The following is an 18,102-nucleotide window of genomic DNA, read 5'->3' as shown; positions in this document are numbered from 1 at the left end:
GTACCGCGTGACCGCGCTCCTACGACTGACCGGACGACGCCTGGTCGCCCTGCCCGTCATGATCCTGGGCATCACCCTGCTCGTCTTCGTCGTCATGCAGTTCGCGCCCAGCGACCAGGCGACCAACGCTCTCGGCGAGTCCGCCACGGACGCGGCCAAGGAGGCCTACCGCGCGGCGAACGGGCTCAACGACCCGATGCTCGTGCAGTACGGCAACTTCCTGGCCGGCCTCGTGCGCGGCGACATGGGCATGACCGTCCCGCCCTCCCAGCCCGTGAACGAGCTCATCGCCAACGCGTTCCCGCTCACGCTCCAGCTCACGTTCATGGGCCTGGCGATCGCCGTCGTGCTCTCGCTCGTGCTCGGCGTGACCGCTGCCCTCTACCGCGACCGCTGGCCCGACCAGGCCATCCGCGTCCTGTCGATCGCGGGCGTCGCGACGCCGTCGTTCTGGCTCGCGATCCTCCTCATCCAGCAGTTCTCGCTGCGCCTGGACTGGTTCCCGTCGGGCGGGTACACGAACCCCTCGGACGACTTCGGGATGTTCCTCGCCTCGATGTTCCTGCCGGCCCTCTCTCTCGCCATCCCGGTCGCCGCGTCGCTGACCCGTGTGGTCCGCACCGCGATGGTCGAGGAGCTCGACCGCGACTACGTGCGCACCGCGATCGGCTCGGGCCTGCCCCGCGGCGTCGTCGTCGGGCGCAACGTCCTGCGCAACGCGCTCATCACCCCCATCACGGTGCTCGGCCTGCGCGTCGGCTATCTCATGGGCGGCGCGGTCATCATCGAGGTCATCTTCGACCTGCCCGGCATGGGCAAGCTCATCCTCAACGGCGTGACAGCGAGCGACACCGCCCTGGTGCAGGGAGTGACGCTGACCGTCGCCCTGACCTTCGTGGTCGTCAACATCCTGGTCGACCTCCTCTACCTCGTCGTCAACCCTCGAATCCGGACGGTGTGACATGCGTCGGAAGCTGACAGAACGACTGTCCCGCCCGGGGCTGCGCCTCGCGGCCCTCCCCCTGGGCTCCAAGATCGCCCTCGGTTTCGTGCTCCTGGTCGCGCTCCTGGCGATCTTCGCCCCGCTCGTCGCGGCCTACGACCCGCTGCAGTCCGGCACCCCGGCCCAGCCGCCGTCGGGCGAGCACTGGTTCGGCACGGACCGCACGGGCCGCGACATCTTCTCCCGCATCGTCTACGGGGCCCGCTACTCGCTCGTGATCGGCCTGGGAGCCACCGCGGTCGCCCTGGTCGCGGGGGCGATCCTCGGCTCGATCGCCGCGACGGCCCACAAGGCCGTGAGCGAGACCCTCATGCGGATCCTCGACATCATCATGGCCTTCCCGGGCATCGCCCTGGCCGTGGTCTTCGTGGCCGTGTGGGGCAAGTCCCTGCCCGTCCTCATCTTCACGATCGCGTTCCTCTACACGCCGCAGATCGCCCGCATCGTCCGCGCCAACGTGCTCAGCCAGTTCGGCGAGGACTACGTGTCGGCCGAGAAGGTCATCGGGGCGCGGACGTCGCTGATCCTGATGAAGCACGTGGCCCGCAACTGCCTCGCCCCGATCATGGTGTTCGCGACCGTCCTGGTCGCCGACGCGATCGTGTTCGAGGCGAGCCTGTCGTTCATCGGCGCGGGCGTCCAGGACCCCGAGCCCTCGTGGGGCAACGTCATCGCCTACGGCCGCAACCTGCTCCTCAACGGCGGCTGGTGGGCGACCTTCTTCCCCGGCATGGCGATCCTCCTGACGGTCCTCTCGCTCAACGTCCTGTCCGAGGGCCTCACGGACGCGATGGTCCGCCCCGCGGCCCGCAAGCCGGCCGCCGGGCTCAGTGCGGCCGCGGCCACGTCGGCCGCTGCCGAGGACGCCGCGCACGTCACGGACCCGCTCACCGAGCACGACGCCGACGCCCCCCTCGAGTACACGGGCGGCGCCGACCTGCGCGAGCCGCGCGTGCTCGACGAGCTCGTCGCGGACACCTCGGTCGTCCCCGACCCGGAGCTCGCGGTCGCGGCGGCCGCCGCCCAGCGCGAGGCCCTCGCGGTCCAGCTCGAGCGCCTGCGGGTGGCCGAGCGTCGCCGCACCGACCGCCTCGTCTACACGGGCGACGCCGCTCCCCTGCTCGAGGTCAAGAACCTCTCGATCCGCTTCCCCGAGCGGCACGGCGACGTGGCCGTCGTGGACGACATCAGCTTCGCGGTGCGTCCCGGCGAGACCATGGCGCTGGTCGGCGAGTCGGGCTGCGGCAAGTCGCTCACGAGCCTCGCGGTCATGGGCCTGCTGCCCGCGTCGGCGCAGGTCACGGGAGAGATCCTGCTCGACGGCGTGGACCTGCTCACGGCGACCCCGGCCCGCCGCAACGCGCTGCGCGGCCACGAGATGGCCATGGTCTACCAGGACGCGCTGAGCTCGCTCAACCCGTCCATGCTGATCCGCTCGCAGATGGCCCAGCTCGTCAAGCGGGGCGGGACGCGCACCGCGGTCGAGCTCCTCGAGCTCGTGGGCCTCGATGCCCAGCGCACGCTCAAGAGCTACCCGCACGAGCTCTCGGGCGGGCAGCGGCAGCGCGTGCTCATCGCCATGGCGCTCACGCGCGACCCGCGACTGGTCGTCGCCGACGAGCCGACCACGGCTCTCGACGTCACGGTCCAGAAGCAGGTCGTGGACCTGCTCGACGAGCTGCGCGAGGAGCTCGGGTTCGCGATGGTCTTCGTGAGCCACGACCTGGCGCTCGTCGCGTCGCTCGCGCACCGCGTGACGGTCATGTACGCGGGCCAGGTCGTCGAGTCGGCCCCCGTGCCGAGCCTGCTCATGAACCCGCAGCACGAGTACACGCGCGGGCTCCTCGGGGCGGTGCTGTCGATCGAGTCGGGCGCGGAGCGCCTGCACCAGATCCCCGGCACGGTCCCCTCGCCGCGCGACTTCGCGACGGGCGACCGCTTCGCACCCCGGTCCTCCCGGCCGCAGGACGCGTTCGTGCCCCGTCCCCCGCTGCGCACGCTGCCGGGGACCGACCACCGCTACGCCAGCCACACGGAGTCGACCGGCAACGGTCTCCTGGTCCAGGAAGGTGCCCGATGAGCGACGACGCTCCTGTCCTGGAGCTCAAGGACGTGCACGTGGTGCACAAGGCCCGCACGGGCAAGCTCTTCCGTCCGGACCGCGTGCACGCGGTCGCCGGGGTCGACATGGCCGTGCGCCGTGGCGAGACCATCGGGATCGTGGGCGAGTCGGGCTGCGGCAAGTCGACGCTCGCCAAGGTCATGGTGGGCCTCCAGGCCCCCACGAGCGGCGACGTCGTGTTCAACGGCCGGAGCGTGCTCAAGCGCAACGCCCGTACCCGCAAGGAGTTCGGGCGTGCGATCTCGATCGTGTTCCAGGACCCGTCGACGGCCCTCAACGGCCGCATGCTGGTGCGCGACATCCTGCGCGACCCGCTCGACGTGCACCAGGTCGGCTCGCCCCGGGACCGTGAGCGTCGCGTGAGCGAGCTCCTCGACCTCGTGGGCCTGCCGCAGTCGGCTCTCGACGTGCTGCCGAGCCAGGTCTCGGGCGGTCAGCGTCAGCGCGTGGCGATCGCCCGTGCCCTGGCGCTCGACCCGGACGTGATCGTCGCGGACGAGCCCACGTCGGCGCTCGACGTCTCGGTGCGCGCCCAGGTCCTCAACCTCCTGACGGACCTCAAGGCGCGCCTGAACCTCGGGCTCGTGTTCATCTCGCACGACATCCAGACCGTCCGGTACGTCTCGGACCGCATCGCGGTCATGTACTTCGGGAAGGTCGTCGAGGAGGGCACGGCCGAGGAGGTCTTCGACCGCCCGACGAACGACTACACCCGGACCCTGCTCGGCGCCGCGCCGACCCTGCTCTGACGGTCCCCCCATCCCCCGGTGCCGGGCGGAGCTCTTCCGCCCGGCACCACCGCACCATCCTTGGAGTCCGCTGTGCCCACCACGACCACCTTCTCCGGTGTCATCCCTCCCGTCGTCACCCCGCTCACGGCCGACGGCGAGCTCGACCGTGCGTCGTTCGAGCGACTCATCACGACCCAGCTCGACGCGGGCGTGCACGGTCTGTTCGTGCTCGGCTCCTCGGGTGAGGTCGCGTACCTCGACGACGCCCGCCGCTCCCAGGTCATGGAGGCCGCGGTCGAGATCACGGCGGGCCGTGTGCCCGTCATGGCGGGGGTCATCGACATCTCGACGCACCGCGTCGCGGACCAGGTCCGCCGCGCCGAGGCCGCAGGGGTCGACGCGGTCGTCGCGACGGCTCCCCTGTACATCCGCACGAACGACGACGAAATCGAGCGTCACTTCCGGGGCGTCGCCGCAGCGAGCGACCTGCCGCTGTTCGCCTACGACGTGCCCGTGTGCGTGCACTCGAAGCTCGACCTGGGCATGCTGATCCGCCTCGGCGAGGAGGGCGTCATCGCGGGGGTCAAGGACTCGAGCGGTGACGACGTGGGCTTCCGCCGCCTGGTCGCGGCGAACCGCGCGGCGGGCAGCCCGCTGCGCCTGTTCACGGGGCACGAGGTCGTCGTCGACGGCATGCTCCTGCTCGGCGCCGACGGCGTCGTGCCGGGCCTGGGCAACGTCGACCCGGCGGGCTACGTCCGCCTGTGGGACGCGGCGCAGGCCGGCGACTGGGCCACGGCCCGCGACGAGCAGGACCGCCTCGCGTCCCTGTTCGAGATCGTCTTCCAGCCCCGCGGCTACAGCGGCGGTGCGAGCGGCCTGGGTGCGTTCAAGACGTCGCTCCAGCTCCTCGGCGTGATCGGGTCCAACGTCATGACGACCCCGGCCCCCGCCCTGGAGGGCGAGGTCGTGGACCAGATCAAGGCGATCCTCGCGGAGGCCGGGCTGCTGTGAGCCTCCCGACCCACCGCACCGCCGTCGGGATCGACCTGGGCGGTACCAAGATCGCCGCAGGTCTCGTCCGCGACGACGGCACGGTCCTCGCCCGGGCCGGGGTCCCCACCCCGGCCCGGGCGGGGGCGGACGCGATCCTCGACGCGGTCGCGCGCCTGGTCACGCTCCTCCTGCCCGACGGCGCCGACGCCCCCGGGGCCCCCGGCTCGCCCGACGTCCTGGTCGGGGTGGGCATCGGCTCGGCCGGGGTCATCGACTCGGGCCGCGGCCGCGTCGTGGCGGCGACCGACGCCCTGACGGGGTGGGCGGGGGCCGACCTCGCGGGCGGGACCGCCGCCCGCCTCGCGACCGCGGGCGGACCCGCGGCGGGCCTGCCCGTGCACACCGACAACGACGTGCACGCGCACGCGCTCGGAGAGCACTGGCTGGGGGCGTGCGCAGGGACGCGGACCGCGCTCGTCGTCGCGGCCGGCACCGGGGTCGGGGCGACGCTCCTGCTCGACGGCACGCCGCAGCACGGCGCGCGCCACGTGGCCGGGCACCTGGGCCACCTGCCCGCGGCCGAGGCAGCGGGCCTGCTGTGCACGTGCTCGCGCTCGGGTCATCTCGAGGCGATCGCGTCGGGGCCCGCGCTGCACGCCCTGTACCTGCGGCTCGGCGGCGACCCCACGGTCGAGACCGCTCGGGTCGTGTGCCAGCTCACCGACGTCGACCCGGTGGCCCACCAGGCCGTAGTGCTCGCAGCCACGGCCCTGGGCCGGACCGTGGGAGGCGTCGCGAACATGCTCGACCCCGAGGTCGTCGTGATCAGCGGCGGGCTCGCAGGAGCCGGGAGCCTGTGGTGGGACACGCTGTCCGCCGCGGTCGCGTCCGAGCTCATGCCCGCCCTCGACGGCCTGCCCGTCGTGACCGCGACCCTCGGCGGCGACGCGGCCGTCCTGGGGGCGGCCCGGCTCGCGTTCCGACAAGCGTCCCCCCTCACCTCCCGGAGGATCCCGTGACCGACCGTCCGCCGACCGCCCCCGCGCCCAGCGCGGGACCGGTGCCCCCCGACCCGCTCGTCGCGCTGCGCGGCGGCCTCGTCGTCTCGTGCCAGGCCTACCCCGGCGAGGCCATGCGGGACCCCCGGACCATGACCCAGGTCGCGCTCGCCGCGGTCCGTGGTGGCGCGGTGGGCATCCGCGTCCAGGGCGTCGCGGACGTCGAGCACGTCACGCACGCGTTCGCCGAGCTCGGGATCACGGTGCCCGTCACGGGGCTCTGGAAGGACGGGACCGAGGGCGTCTTCATCACACCCACGCTGCGGCACGCGGTGGCGATCGCCCACGCCGGGGCGACGATCGTCGCGATCGACGGGACGCGGCGACCACGCCCCGACGGCCTGAGCCTCACCGAGACCGTCGCCGGACTGCGCGAGCACACGTCGGCGCTGGTCATGGCGGACTGCGGGAGCCTCGACGACGCGCTCGCAGCCCTCGACGCAGGGGTCGACGTCGTCGGGACGACGCTGTCCGGGTACACGGGCGAACGTCCCCGCACCGACGGGCCGGACCTCGAGCTGCTCGCCCAGCTCGTCGAGCACGTCGACCTGCCCGTGATCGCCGAAGGGCGCGTCCACTCCCCCGCCCAGGCCCGCGCCGCGCTCGATGCCGGGGCGTGGGCAGTGGTCGTCGGGACCGCGATCACCCACCCCACGAGCATCACCGGCTGGTTCGTCGACGCCCTCACAGCCTGACCCGCCTGCCCCGGGCCGTCCGCACCGCCGCGGACGGCCCGGCCCCCACACACACCGCGGCGACCACGACGGTCCCGCACCCGCCCGCCCGACGCCCGCTCCGCCGTCGGGCACCTCGCACCAGGAGCCCCGCAGACCGGACCCCCGCACCCGACTCGGTGCCGAGGCGGAGGTCCACGCCGTGCCCGTCCCGCGCCCGGGACGAGCACGGCCCCCGCAGGACCGCACCGTGCAGCACGACAGCAAGAGCTCTGACCCGACGATGCCAGGAGTATCTGATGCCACTGCACCCCTCCACCCCACCCAGCGCAGCGCCACCAGCGCAGCCCGCGTGCACCCGCCGCGGGTCCCGCGCCGCGCTCGCCGCCGGACTGACCCTGCTCCTCGTGGCCCCGGCCGCGAGCGCCCAGGCGTTCGACCCGTTCCCGCCCGCCGCGACCGACGGGCCGGGAACGTTCTCCGAGCAGACCCTCGCGGTCGGCGGCACGGGCGGCTACGCGAACTACCGCATCCCCGCCCTCACGACGACGAACGACGGGACGATCCTCGCGTCGTACGACGGACGTCCGTTCCACGCGGGCGACGCCCCGCAGCCCAACTCGATCCTCCAGCAGGTCAGCCGGGACAACGGCGTGACCTGGGAGCCCGCGACGGTCGTCGCCGCGGGGTACGGGACGAACTCGTCCCCCGACAAGTACGGGTTCTCCGACCCGTCGTACGTCGTGGACCGCGAGACGGGCACGATCTTCAACTTCCACGTGAAGTCGTTCGACCAGGGCTTCGGCGGGTCGGCCACGGGCGTCGACCCGACCAACCGGCAGATCCTGCACGCCGCGGTCAGCGTCTCCGAGGACGGAGGCGAGACCTGGGAGGGCCGCGTCATCACCGAGGGCGCCAAGGACCCGTCGTGGGCCGGCATCTTCGCGGCCTCGGGCGAGGGCATCCAGCTGCGCTACGGCGAGCACGCCGGACGACTCGTCCAGCAGTTCACGGCCCGCACGGGCGGGACGTACAAGGCCTACAGCGTCTACTCCGACGACCACGGCGCCACGTGGGCGCACGGCGAGGCGTTCGGCACGGGCATGGACGAGAACAAGTCGGTCGAGCTCTCCGACGGTCGCGTCATGATGAACTCGCGCGACTCCGCGGGCAGCAAGTACCGCAAGGTCGCGTACTCGACCGACGGTGGGCACACCTACGGACCCGTGACGCTCGACCGCCAGCTCCCCGACCCGACCAACAACGGCTCGATCTCGCGCCTGTACCCCGACGCTCCCGAGGGCTCGGCCGAGGCCAAGATGCTGCTGTTCAGCAACTCCAACAGCACCACGGGCCGCGAGAACGTGACCGTGCGCCTCTCGTGCGACGACGGCGCGACCTGGCCCGGATTCCGGGTCGTCAACCCCGGCTCGGGCGCCTACTCGACGCTCTCGCCGATCGGCGACGGGCGCTTCGGGCTCCTGTACGAGACACAGGGCATGAACGCGATCTCGTTCGCGAGCTTCGACCAGGAGTGGCTCAACGCGACGTGCGCGTCGACCGTCGTGCCGGACACGACCGTCGCGACGGGCGCCACCGTCCAGGTGCCGGTCCAGGTCACCAACCAGAACCAGGCACCGCTCGCGGCCTCGCGCCTGACGATCGACGCCCCCATCGGCTGGAGCGCGACCACGGTCGACGTGCCGGCGCTCGCGGTCGGACAGACCGCCACGGTGCAGGTCGCGCTCACTGCGTCCGCGACGGCCGCGGCGACCACGGCCGCCAACCCCGTCCGGGTCCAGACCGTCCTGACCGCGGCCGACGGCACGCAGGCGCGCGCCTACGGGTACGTGACCGTGACCGGCGGCCCCGCAGGGCCCGTGACCTCGCTCGCGGTGTTCGGCAAGTACACGACCGACCGTGACGTCGCGGCCCAGCCGTACGCCGTGGGCGAGCGCGTGCCCTACTCGTTCCGCGTCTACAACACCGGCACCACGGCCTACCGCTCGACCGCGACGGGCAACCTGACGAACCTGTCGCCGGGCTGCAACTGGAGCAGCCTGCCTGCGGGCGGCACGTACCTGTGCTCCCTCGCGTACCGCGTCGTGACGGCGGGCGACCTCGCCGACGGATTCTTCGTGCCCGAGACCCGCTGGTTCATGAACGCGGACCAGGCCTCGTCGGTCGCGGTCACGGGCGAGCCCGTCGACCTGGTCGACCGCCGCCCCTCGCTCGCCGTCACGGCGGGCGAGCCCACGGTCGAGGACACCGACGCGGACGGGACCGTGAACGCGGGCGACGTCGTGGTCAACCAGGTCACGGTCGCCAACACCGGGAACGTGCGGCTCACGGACGTGGGCGCCGAGGACCAGTGCACGCTGCCCGAGCTCGCGGCGGGTGCCGAGGCCTCGTGCGGCACGGTGCGCCGGACGCTCACCGCGGCCGACGTCGCGGCGGGCTCGCTCGCGGGCCGCACAGTCGTGGTGTCCGCGTCCAACGGCGACCTCGCCGTGACCGGACGGGTCGACGTCGCGCCCTACGAGCTGCCCGCGCAGCCCGTCGTCCCCGTCGAGGTGACCGCGAGTGCGCAGTGCGTCGCGGGCAAGGTCCAGCTCACGGGCCGCGCGGTCAACACCGGGGACGAGGCGCTCGACATCACGATCCGCTCGACCGCGGGCACCAAGGCGTTCACGGGGCTCGCCCCCGGGCGCAGCGCGTCGCAGCGGTTCGCGACCCGATCCGCCTCCGTGGGGGCCGGGCAGGTCTCGTTCGACGTAACCACCGGGGGCGCGACGACGACCCTCGTCGCACCCTACGACGCCACGTCGTGCTGATCGGCGGCTGACGCACCACAGACCTCGGCCCTCGTCCCCGTGCCGGCGGGGACGGGGGCCGAGCACCTTCTCCCCCCGGCGGCCTCAGGCGTCCGCGGGCTGCTTTCCCTCGAACGCGGCCCGCAGCGCGGGCATGTCGAGCTTGATCATCTGCATCATGGCGCCCATCATGCGCGCCACGGCCTCCTGGTCGTCGGACTGCGCGAGCTCCTCGAACTCGACGGGCACGACCTGCCACGACAGCCCGTAGCGGTCCTTGAGCCAGCCGCACCGCGACTCGGTGCCGCCGCCCGAGAGCAGGGCATCCCAGTAGTGGTCGACCTCGGCCTCGTCCTCGCAGCGCACGATGAACGAGACGGCCTCGCTGAACGGGAACAGGTGGTCGGGGCCGCCGTTGATGAGGTTGAAGGGCTGGCCCTGGAGCGTGAAGTCGAGGGTGACGAGGGTGCCGTCGGGCATCCTCAGGGAGTCGCCGACGGTGCTGTCGGGAAACACCGACGTGTAGTAGGCCACGGCTTCCTCGAGTCCTCCGTTGAACCACAGGCTCGGGACGATCGGTCGCATCGCTCTCCTCCTCCCGCGCGGCGCGCCGTGCGTCACGCTTTCCTGGTCCGACCGGCCGGGGCCGGTGAACTCATCGGTCGGCTCCCCACGGGCTCGATGGATCCCCGGGTCGGGTGGCGACCCGCCGGGCGGCTCAGGCAGCCGTCCGCAGGAACGTCCCCAGCGCCTCGACCACGAGCAGGTGGTCGTCGCGCTGCGCCAGGCCGGACACGGTCACGACGCCGATCACCCCGACGCCCTCGACCCGCAGCGGGAACGCCCCGCCGTGGGCCGCGTACTCCTGGAGCGAGAGCTCGTGCTGCGCCGTGAACGTCGTGCCCCGGGCCTTGGCACGCAGGCCCATGAGGTACGACGACGCCCCGAACCTCTCGACGACGCGCACCTTGCGCTGGACCCACGTGTCGTTGTCGGGTGTGGTGCCCTCGGTCGCGGCGTGGAAGACCTGCTGCGGTCCGCGGCGCACGTCGATCGTGATGGGCAGCGACCGCTCGGCCGCGAGCTCGACGAGCAGGCAGCCGAGCCGCCACGCGTCGTCGTGCGTGAAGCGCGTGAGCACGAGGTCGCGTTCGTGCTGCTCGGCCTCCGCGATGAAGCGGGCGGTGCGGGCCGTGTCGGGGTTCTCGGGCTGGTCGTGGGTCATGGCGTCAGCCTGGCACGACGCGGACGCTCATGCCGAGGCCTTCTTGCGCGTCGTCTTCTTCGCGGGTTCCTTCGTCGTGGCCGCCGACTTGGTCGAGGCGCCCTTGCCGCTCGAGGCGCGCGGCGCCGTCGTGCCCTTGCTCTCCTTCACGGCTGCGGCGCCCTTCTTCGTGCCGCCCGACGACGCCTCCTCCTTCGCGGGCTTCTCACCCGTGGCGTCACCCGGCTTCTTGCCGCGCGAGCTCTCGACGCTGCGGCGCAGGGCCTCCATGAGGTCGATGACCTCGGCACCCTCGCCGCCCTTCTCCTCCTGCTCGCCGAACGTCTCTTCGGTGCTGAACGTGTCCCCTGCTTCGATCTTGGCCTCGATGAGCTGGCGGAGCTGGACCTGGTAGTCGTCCTGGTACTCCTCGGGCGCGAAGTCTGCCGCGAAGGACTCGACGAGCTGCGACGACATCGCGAGCTCCTTGGTACTGACCTTCGCGGGCTCGTCGAGCGTCGGGAACGCGGCCTCGCGCACCTCGTCGGCCCACAGCAGCGTCTGCAGGACGAGCACGTCGTCGCGCACGCGCAGCGCCGCGAGCCGCGTGCGCTGGCGCAGCGCGAACTTCACGATCGCGGTCCGGTCGGTCTCCTCGAGCGTGCGGCGCAGCAGCACGTAGGCCTTGTTCGACGACGAGTCGGGCTCGAGGTAGTAGCTGCGGTCCAGGAGCATGGGGTCGATCTGCTCGGTGGGCACGAACTCGACGACCTCGACCTCGCGGCTGCGCTCGGCGGGCAGCGACCCCAGGTCCTCGGCCGTGAGCACGACCGTGCGCTCGCCGTCGTCGTACGCCTTGTCGATGTGCTCGTACGCCACGACCTCGCCGCAGACCTCGCACCGTCGCTGGTAGCGGATCCGGCCGCCGTCCTTGTCGTGCACCTGGTGCAGCGGCACGTCGTGGTCCTCGGTCGCCGAGTACACCTTGATCGGCACGTTGACGAGACCGAACGTGATGGCACCCTTCCAGATGGCCCTCATGTCTCCATGGTGCTCCCGGGGCCGGGGGCTGGCGAGTCGTCAGACCAGGCTAAGCAGGGCACGGTGTGGGCGGCGCCCGGCATCATGGGCGCATGGCCGGCACCAGGTACGAGTTCGAGGCGGAGCTGTGGCGCTGGACCGCGCGCAGCGAGAAGTGGGTCTTCGCGTCGCTGCCCGACGACGTCAGCGACGAGATCGCCGACTCCCCCCTGCCCCCGGCAGGGTTCGGGTCGGTCAAGGTCGAGGTCACGATCGGCAGGACGCGCTGGTCCACGTCGATCTTTCCGGACGCCGGGCGCAAGACGTTCATCCTGCCTGTCAAGGCCGCGGTGCGTCGGGCAGAGGGCATCGACGTGGGCGACACCGTGCGGATCGCGGTCGAGACGCTGATCTAGTTCGCCGGCTCCGCGCCGCCCGCGCCCGGCCTGCCCCGCAGGTAGGAGTCGAGCAGCTCCCACGACGGCGTGAACGGGCCCGCCGTCTTCTCCGCCCCGGGGCGGAGGTCTGCGGTGTCGCGCGAGTGCTGGAGCACTTCCTCGTGCAGGCGCTCCATCTGGGCGTCGAGCTCGGAGGCCGCGAGCGAGGCCTCCTTGAGCTCGTCGAGGAGGCGCTGCGGCACGGCCTTGTCGTACTTGTAGTAGATCTTGTGCTCGAGGCTGGCCCAGAAGTCCATGGCGATGGTCCGGATCTGGATCTCGACGACCACGGGCTGCACCCGGTCGGACAGGAACACGGGCACCTCGACGATGAGGTGCAGGCTCTTGTACCCGTTGCCCTTGGGGTGCGCGATGTAGTCGCGCTCCTCGAGGACGACGACGTCGCGCTGGGCCGCGATCATGTCGCGCACCGTGTAGATGTCGGACACGAAGCTGCACGTGACGCGGACGCCCGCGATGTCGAAGATCTCCGCGCGCAGGGCGTCGATCGTCAGGTCCACGCCCTTGCGCCGGGCCTTGGCGAGCAACGACTCGGGCGACTTGAGGCGCGAGGACACGTGCTCGATCGGGTTGTACTCGTGAGCGTAAGCGAACTCGTCGCGCAGGATGGTGATCTTCGTCATCACCTCGTCCATGCCGAACCGGTACGTCATCATCAGCCGCGTGAAGTGCTCCCGCAGGGCCCTCAGCTCCGCCCCGACCTGGGGTTCACCGCTCATGGATTCCTCGCTGATCGTGCCGACGTCGATCCTCCACCGTCGCACACCGGCGGTCCGCAGGACGCCCCCGTCCGCCGCTGGCCGCGGCCCGTCTCAGGTCGTGGCCCCACCTGCCCGGGCCGACGGGCCGTAGGACCCCGACCGTCGGGACCTACGTCCTGACCTGGTCGAACACTGTTGACGCCGTGTCAATAGCGGATCTAGCGTCCAGGTATCAGCTCAGGAAGGGGCTCCGATGACCGACGCGACGACGCCGAGGAGGCGACGTTCAGCACCCGAGGTTCGTGCCGAGGAGATCGTGCACGCCGCCCGCGGGCTGTTCGCCGAGCAGGGCATCGCCCGCACCTCGACCAAGGAGGTCGCGGAACGCGCGGGCGTCGCCCGGGGCCTCGTCTACTACTACTTCCCCGACAAGGACGCGCTCGTCGACGCGGTGCTCGAGGGCTACGTCGGTGAGTTCGTCGAGGCCGTGCGTGCGTGGGACGCGGCGCGCGAGCCCGGGAACATCGACAAGGCTCTCGTCGACTGCATCGCGATGTTCCGTACGCACCTGCGGGCGGTCGCCCCGCTGCGCGACGACATGCAGCGCACCGAGAGCGCCGGGCTGTACAACCGCTTCCTCGACCGGGCCGTGCGGGCCGTGGTCGAGTGCATCGGCGCCACGACGGTCGAGGCGTACGCGGCCCGGCACCACATCGGCATCGAGCACGTGCCCGAGACGTTCTACGTCCTCGTCTACGGCCTCGTCGGCCTCGCCCGGAACACCCCCGAGGTCGACGACGCCGTGCTCGTGACGATCGTGCGGCAGGTGCTGCACCTGGAGGAGGCGCGTTCCGACACCGAGTGACGCGACGGCCCGGATCCCGACGGTGCGCCGGGACCGCGCTCGCTCACCAGCCGCACCACCCCCACCCCCGGACGGCACCCGCCGTCCAGCCGTCCCTGAGAAAGGGAGCGACGTGTTCCTGTTCGACTCCATCCCCTGGCAAGCAGCCGTCATGTGGTTCGTGGTGCTCGCGGCCCTCGTCGGCCTCAACGAGCTCGTCCGCTGGTCGAAGACCGCCGCGATCGGGATCTTCATCGTCCTGCCCGTCGTGCTGACGATCTTCGTCTGGCCCTACACAGCGGGCGCCGGGTCCTCGACCGGCACCTGGTTCCACTGGGTCAAGGTGTACTCGGCCCTCGCGGGCTGCATCGGCTTCATGCTCATCCGGTACTTCCCCCGCGTCGGGCAGATGAAGTACGCCCTGCTCTTCCCCCCGGCGATCCTCGCGCTCAACATCGCCGAGGCCGTGATCCGTGACTTCCAGGTCTCCGGCATGGACGGCATGGTCGACGGCGTGTTCATGGTCGGCGGTTCGTGGAACATCATGAACGGCATCGCGGGCATCCTGAACCTGCTGACGATCTGCGGCTGGGCCGGCATCTACATCACGCGCGACCGCTTCAAGGACATGGTCTGGCCCGACATGATGTGGTTCTGGATCATCGCGTACGACCTGTGGAACTTCGCGTACGTCTACAACTGCGTGGGCGACCACGCGTTCTACGCGGGTGCTGCGCTGCTCATCAGCTGCACGATCCCGGCGTTCTTCCTGCGCAAGGGCGCCTGGCTCCAGCACCGTGCGCACACGCTCGCGTTCTGGATGATGTTCACGATGGCCGTGCCGACGTTCGTCTCGGACTCGGCGTTCGCGGTCGACTCGTCGCACAACCCCACGGCACTGTTCGTCGTCAGCCTGGTCTCGCTGCTCGCCAACGTCGCGGTCGCCGTCTACCAGGTCAGGGTGATCGTGACCAAGCGCCGCAACCCGCTGCGCGACGAGCTGTTCACGGACCACGCGTCCTACCAGGAGCTCGCGAAGGACCGCCCGGCACCGGACCCGGTCCCGGCGACCGTCTAGCCCCGCCGTCCCTCCGCCGGGTGCGGAGCAGTTGTCGCCGTTCGAGCATCTCGGCGACAACTGCTCCGCACCCGGCGTTCGCCGTTCCGGCAGGCGGGCTGAGACAGCCCGGGCAACCATGGACCCATGGCCTCCTCGACGGCGGCGCAGACCGTGAGCGTCGGCGGTCACCGCCTCAAGCTCACCAACCTGGACAAGGTCCTGTACCCGGCCACGGGCACGACCAAGGGTGAGGTCCTGGCCTACCTCGCAGCGGTCGCGGACGCCCTGCTCCCCCACACCTCGAACCGCCCGGCCACGCGCAAGCGCTGGCCGAACGGCGTCGAGGGGCCCGTGTTCTTCCAGAAGAACCTCGACGCCGGCACCCCCTCCTGGGTCCGGCGACGCACGATCGTGCACAAGGACCACACCAACGACTACCCGCTCGTCAACGATCTCGCGACGCTCACGTGGCTGGGCCAGATCGCGGCCCTGGAGATCCACGTGCCGCAGTGGCAGTTCGGGCGGACCGGCATCCAGAAGAACCCCGACCGCCTCGTCCTCGACCTCGACCCGGGTGAGGGTGCAGGCCTGCCCGAGTGCGCCGAGGTCGCCCGCCTGGCCCGCGACGTGCTGCGCGGCATGGGCCTCGACCCCCTGCCCGTGACGAGCGGGTCCAAGGGCATCCACCTGTACGCCGCGCTCGACGGCCGCCAGACCACCGACGAGGTGAGCGCGGTCGCGCACGAGCTCGCGCGCCACCTCGAGGCCGAGCACCCCGACCTCGTCGTGAGCGACATGAAGAAGGCGCTGCGCGCCGGCAAGGTGCTCGTCGACTGGAGCCAGAACAACGGCAGCAAGACGACCATCGCGCCCTACTCGCTGCGTGGCCGCGCCCACCCGACCGTCGCGGCCCCGCGCACGTGGGACGAGCTCGACGACCCCGACCTCGCGCAGCTCGACAAGGACCAGGTCGTCGAGCGCGTGGAGCGCATGGGCGACCCGCTCGCAGCGCTCACCGCGGGCCACCTCGCCTCGCTCGAACCCACCCCCGAGCGCATGGCGACGTTCGCGCGCAAGGGTGCTGCGCCGTCGGGCGGGCAGGGCACGGGGCCCGACGGCGAGCCCCACCACCGCGACGAACCCACCGACAGCGGGCCCCGCCGCGACCGCCTCGAGACCTACCGCGCCAAGCGTGACGCCTCGAAGACCCCCGAGCCCGTCCCCGAGGAGGTCGCCCCCACCAGCCAGGGGAACTCGTTCGTGATCCAGGAGCACCACGCGCGCCGCCTCCACTGGGACTTCCGCCTCGAGCACGACGGCGTCCTCGTGAGCTGGGCCCTGCCGCGGGGCGAGCCGACCGACCCGAAGCAGAACCACCTCGCGGTCCAGACCGAGGACCACCCGCTCGCGTACGGCGCGTTCGAGGGGACCATCCCCGCGGGCGAGTACGGCGGCGGGGAGGTGACCATCTGGGACGCGGGCACGTACGAGCTCGAGAAGTGGCGCGACGACGAGGAGGTCATCGTCACGCTGCACGGCGAGCAGCACGGGACGCGGCGGCTCGCGCTCATCCGCACGGGGGGCCACGGCGGAGGCAGGGGCGGCGGCAAGGGAGAGGAGAACAACTGGCTCATCCACCTCATGGCCCCGCGCGACGCGGGGCTCGCGGCGCCGCACCCGTCCCGCAGCGGTGCCCCCGCACAGAAACCTCCCGAGCCGGACGAGCCCGCGAGCGCCGCCCTGCCCCGGCCCATGCTCGCGACCGCCGGGACGGTGGAGGCGCTCACGGCCGAGGGCGACCCCGACGACTGGGCGTACGAGATGAAGTGGGACGGCTTCCGGGTGGTCGCGCAGGTCACGGCGGGAGCGGCCGGGCCGGTGGTCCGTCTCGTGAGCCGCAGCGGCAAGGACATGACGGTGACCTACCCCGAGCTCGCGGACCTCGCGTCCCGCGTCCGCGCCGAGGAGCTGCCCGTGGTCGTGGACGGCGAGATCGTGGCGCTCGACGCGCGCGGGCGGCCGAGCTTCCGCCGCCTGCAGCAGCGCGCGAACCTCACCAAGGCGGGTGACGTCGCGGCGGCGCGCGCCAAGGTCGGGGTCGAGCTGATGCTGTTCGACGTCCTGTCCGTCGGCGGTCGCTCGGTCGTCCGCCGCACCTATGACGAGCGTCGCGAGATCCTCGAGGGCCTGGTCGACGGGTCGGGGATCGTGCACGTGCCGCCCGCGTTCGACGGTGACCTCGCGGGGGCCGTCGCGACGAGCAGGCGGCTCGGCCTCGAGGGCGTGGTGGCCAAGCGTCGCACGAGCACGTACACGGCCGGGCGGCGCTCGCGGAGCTGGATCAAGGTCAAGCACTCGCACTCCCAGGAGGTCGTGGTGGTGGGCTGGCGCCCGGGGCACGGGGACAGGTCGCACCTGGTCGGCTCGCTGCTGCTCGCGGTGCCCGACGACGAGGGGTTGCGCTACGTGGGCCGCGTCGGCTCGGGCTTCACGGAGAAGGACCGGCGCGACCTCGTGACACGGCTCGGCCGGATCGAGCGGGTCACGAACCCGGCGCTCGACGTCCCGGCCGCGGACGCCTCGGACGCCCGCTGGGTCACGCCGCACCTGGTGGGCGAGGTCGACCACGCGGACTGGACGAGCACCGCCGAGGGGGACGGCAGGTTGCGGCACGCGGTGTGGCGGGGCTGGCGGCCCGACAGGTCGCCTGAGGACGTGCGCCGGGAGGGCTGATGCGTCAGTGTCGCGCCGTGCCCCGGGCGGCACGCCGGGCGCGGGCGGCGTCGCGGCTGGTCTGCACGTGCCCGACGGCGAGGCGCGCCGCCTCCTGCCCGTCGCCTGCGCGGATCGCGGCCAGGAGCGCGCGGTGCTCGTCGACCATCTCCTGGAGGTCGAGGTGCTGCCCGAGGAGCCAGCGCAGGCGGCTCGCGGTGAGCGCGCCGATCTCGTCGAGGAGGGGGCTTGCGGCGGTCGTCGCGACGAGCTCGTGGAAGTCGGCGCCGGCACGGTGGGCGGCTTTCGCGTCGTGTTCGCGTGCGGCCCGTGCCTCGCGGTCGAGGACGGCCTCGAGCGCGGCGACGGCGTCGGGGGTCCTGCGGTCGGCGGCGAGGCGGAAGGTCAGGGTCTCGAGCGCGGAGCGCACCTCGATGAGGTCGTCGACGTCGGCGTCGGTGAAGGTCCGCACGACGGCCCACGTCCGGGGGCGCGGTGTCACGAGACCTTCGGCGATGAGCACCTTGAGGGCGTCGCGGACGGGGACGCGGCTCACGCCGAGCTCGGCCGCGAGGTCGCGCTCGACGAGCCGGTCGCCCGGCGCACGGTCGCCGTCGATGATCTGCTCGCGCACGATCCGGGCGACCCGGTCCGCCTCGGGCTCGAACGGCTGGTCTGCGCTCATCCGTCCATCCTCCCGGAAACC

At 72.1% G+C, this 18,102-nt stretch carries 16 protein-coding genes; 11 read left to right on the top strand and 5 right to left on the bottom strand.

Annotated features, from left to right (window positions below; all coding sequences use genetic code 11):
• Positions 1–7 precede the first annotated feature (7 nt).
• The 7 genes from IE95_RS0110660 (at position 8) to IE95_RS18900 (ending at position 9,418) form a co-directional block, all read left to right on the top strand.
• Positions 8–961, top strand: coding sequence for an ABC transporter permease (locus IE95_RS0110660; RefSeq protein WP_030151613.1), 954 nt, complete (start codon positions 8–10; stop codon positions 959–961).
• A 1-nt stretch (position 962) separates the two neighbouring features.
• The gene (locus tag IE95_RS0110655) at positions 963–3,083 is read left to right on the top strand and encodes a dipeptide/oligopeptide/nickel ABC transporter permease/ATP-binding protein (protein WP_051702993.1); all 2,121 of its coding nucleotides are present in this window, start codon (positions 963–965) and stop codon (positions 3,081–3,083) included.
• Positions 3,080–3,874 (top strand): ATP-binding cassette domain-containing protein, encoded by a 795-nt coding sequence (locus tag IE95_RS0110650; protein WP_030151611.1) that lies wholly within the window; start codon positions 3,080–3,082, stop codon positions 3,872–3,874. Before IE95_RS0110655 ends, IE95_RS0110650 begins: the two co-directional genes overlap by 4 nt.
• A 72-nt stretch (positions 3,875–3,946) precedes the next feature.
• Positions 3,947–4,870, top strand: a complete 924-nt coding sequence (locus IE95_RS0110645) for a dihydrodipicolinate synthase family protein (RefSeq protein ID WP_051702992.1) — start codon at positions 3,947–3,949, stop codon at positions 4,868–4,870.
• Positions 4,867–5,871: an ROK family protein gene (locus IE95_RS0110640; RefSeq protein WP_030151609.1), complete on the top strand. Its 1,005-nt coding sequence runs from the start codon at positions 4,867–4,869 to the stop codon at positions 5,869–5,871. The genes IE95_RS0110645 and IE95_RS0110640 overlap by 4 nt, the downstream gene beginning before the upstream one ends.
• The gene (locus IE95_RS0110635) at positions 5,868–6,605 is read left to right on the top strand and encodes an N-acetylmannosamine-6-phosphate 2-epimerase (RefSeq protein WP_084690113.1); all 738 of its coding nucleotides are present in this window, start codon (positions 5,868–5,870) and stop codon (positions 6,603–6,605) included. The genes IE95_RS0110640 and IE95_RS0110635 overlap by 4 nt, the downstream gene beginning before the upstream one ends.
• 278 nt (positions 6,606–6,883) lie before the next feature.
• Positions 6,884–9,418, top strand: coding sequence for a sialidase family protein (locus IE95_RS18900; RefSeq protein WP_084690111.1), 2,535 nt, complete (start codon positions 6,884–6,886; stop codon positions 9,416–9,418).
• 84 nt (positions 9,419–9,502) lie between these two features.
• Here IE95_RS18900 and IE95_RS0110625 read toward each other — a convergent pair whose 3' ends face one another.
• The 3 genes from IE95_RS0110625 to ku form a co-directional block, all read right to left on the bottom strand.
• Positions 9,503–9,982, bottom strand: a complete 480-nt coding sequence (locus IE95_RS0110625; protein ID WP_030151606.1) for a VOC family protein — start codon at positions 9,980–9,982, stop codon at positions 9,503–9,505.
• Between the two features lie 133 nt (positions 9,983–10,115).
• Complete coding sequence (locus IE95_RS0110620) at positions 10,116–10,622, bottom strand: heme-degrading domain-containing protein (protein WP_051702990.1); 507 nt, start codon at positions 10,620–10,622, stop codon at positions 10,116–10,118.
• 27 nt (positions 10,623–10,649) lie between these two features.
• Positions 10,650–11,642 (bottom strand): non-homologous end joining protein Ku, encoded by a 993-nt coding sequence (ku, locus tag IE95_RS0110615; RefSeq protein WP_030151604.1) that lies wholly within the window; start codon positions 11,640–11,642, stop codon positions 10,650–10,652.
• Between the two features lie 92 nt (positions 11,643–11,734).
• Here ku and IE95_RS0110610 point away from each other — a divergent pair, with 92 nt between their 5' ends.
• Positions 11,735–12,037: a DUF1905 domain-containing protein gene (locus IE95_RS0110610; protein WP_030151603.1), complete on the top strand. Its 303-nt coding sequence runs from the start codon at positions 11,735–11,737 to the stop codon at positions 12,035–12,037.
• Here IE95_RS0110610 and IE95_RS0110605 read toward each other — a convergent pair.
• Complete coding sequence (locus tag IE95_RS0110605; RefSeq protein ID WP_084690142.1) at positions 12,034–12,798, bottom strand: GTP pyrophosphokinase; 765 nt, start codon at positions 12,796–12,798, stop codon at positions 12,034–12,036. The two genes, IE95_RS0110610 and IE95_RS0110605, sit on opposite strands and share 4 nt — an antisense overlap.
• Before the next feature lie 235 nt (positions 12,799–13,033).
• Between IE95_RS0110605 and IE95_RS20865 the strand changes: the two genes are divergently transcribed.
• The 3 genes from IE95_RS20865 (at position 13,034) to IE95_RS0110590 (ending at position 17,417) form a co-directional block, all read left to right on the top strand.
• On the top strand, positions 13,034–13,645 hold the full coding sequence (locus IE95_RS20865; protein WP_030151601.1) for a TetR/AcrR family transcriptional regulator: 612 nt from the start codon (positions 13,034–13,036) through the stop codon (positions 13,643–13,645).
• Positions 13,646–13,757: 112 nt separating this feature from the next.
• Complete coding sequence (locus IE95_RS0110595) at positions 13,758–14,702, top strand: DUF5692 family protein (RefSeq protein WP_030151600.1); 945 nt, start codon at positions 13,758–13,760, stop codon at positions 14,700–14,702.
• A gap of 126 nt (positions 14,703–14,828) precedes the next feature.
• A complete protein-coding gene (locus tag IE95_RS0110590; protein WP_030151599.1) occupies positions 14,829–17,417 on the top strand; it encodes an ATP-dependent DNA ligase in 2,589 nt (862 codons plus the stop codon).
• A 4-nt stretch (positions 17,418–17,421) separates the two neighbouring features.
• Here IE95_RS0110590 and IE95_RS0110585 read toward each other — a convergent pair whose 3' ends face one another.
• Positions 17,422–18,081 carry a GntR family transcriptional regulator gene (locus IE95_RS0110585; protein WP_030151598.1) on the bottom strand — a complete coding sequence of 220 codons (660 nt, stop codon included), beginning with the start codon at positions 18,079–18,081 and terminating at the stop codon, positions 17,422–17,424.
• Positions 18,082–18,102 lie beyond the last annotated feature (21 nt).

The organism is Oerskovia turbata, from assembly GCF_000718325.1.
Classification (GTDB): domain Bacteria; phylum Actinomycetota; class Actinomycetes; order Actinomycetales; family Cellulomonadaceae; genus Oerskovia; species Oerskovia turbata.
The sequence above is the reverse complement of the archived record's forward strand: the minus strand, read 5'-3'. Positions and strand labels throughout refer to the sequence as shown.

Bases quoted from the DNA above. Each gene is read 5' to 3' on its own strand.
- IE95_RS0110655 (WP_051702993.1), top strand. From the start codon at position 963: ATGCGTCGGAAGCTGACAGAACGACTGTCCCGCCCGGGGCTGCGCCTC.
- IE95_RS0110650 (WP_030151611.1), top strand. From the start codon at position 3,080: ATGAGCGACGACGCTCCTGTCCTGGAGCTCAAGGACGTGCACGTGGTG.
- IE95_RS18900 (WP_084690111.1), top strand. From the start codon at position 6,884: ATGCCACTGCACCCCTCCACCCCACCCAGCGCAGCGCCACCAGCGCAG.
- IE95_RS0110625 (WP_030151606.1), bottom strand. From the start codon at position 9,982: ATGCGACCGATCGTCCCGAGCCTGTGGTTCAACGGAGGACTCGAGGAA.
- IE95_RS0110620 (WP_051702990.1), bottom strand. From the start codon at position 10,622: ATGACCCACGACCAGCCCGAGAACCCCGACACGGCCCGCACCGCCCGC.
- ku (WP_030151604.1), bottom strand. From the start codon at position 11,642: ATGAGGGCCATCTGGAAGGGTGCCATCACGTTCGGTCTCGTCAACGTG.
- IE95_RS0110610 (WP_030151603.1), top strand. From the start codon at position 11,735: ATGGCCGGCACCAGGTACGAGTTCGAGGCGGAGCTGTGGCGCTGGACC.
- IE95_RS0110605 (WP_084690142.1), bottom strand. From the start codon at position 12,798: ATGAGCGGTGAACCCCAGGTCGGGGCGGAGCTGAGGGCCCTGCGGGAG.
- IE95_RS20865 (WP_030151601.1), top strand. From the start codon at position 13,034: ATGACCGACGCGACGACGCCGAGGAGGCGACGTTCAGCACCCGAGGTT.
- IE95_RS0110590 (WP_030151599.1), top strand. From the start codon at position 14,829: ATGGCCTCCTCGACGGCGGCGCAGACCGTGAGCGTCGGCGGTCACCGC.
- IE95_RS0110585 (WP_030151598.1), bottom strand. From the start codon at position 18,081: ATGAGCGCAGACCAGCCGTTCGAGCCCGAGGCGGACCGGGTCGCCCGG.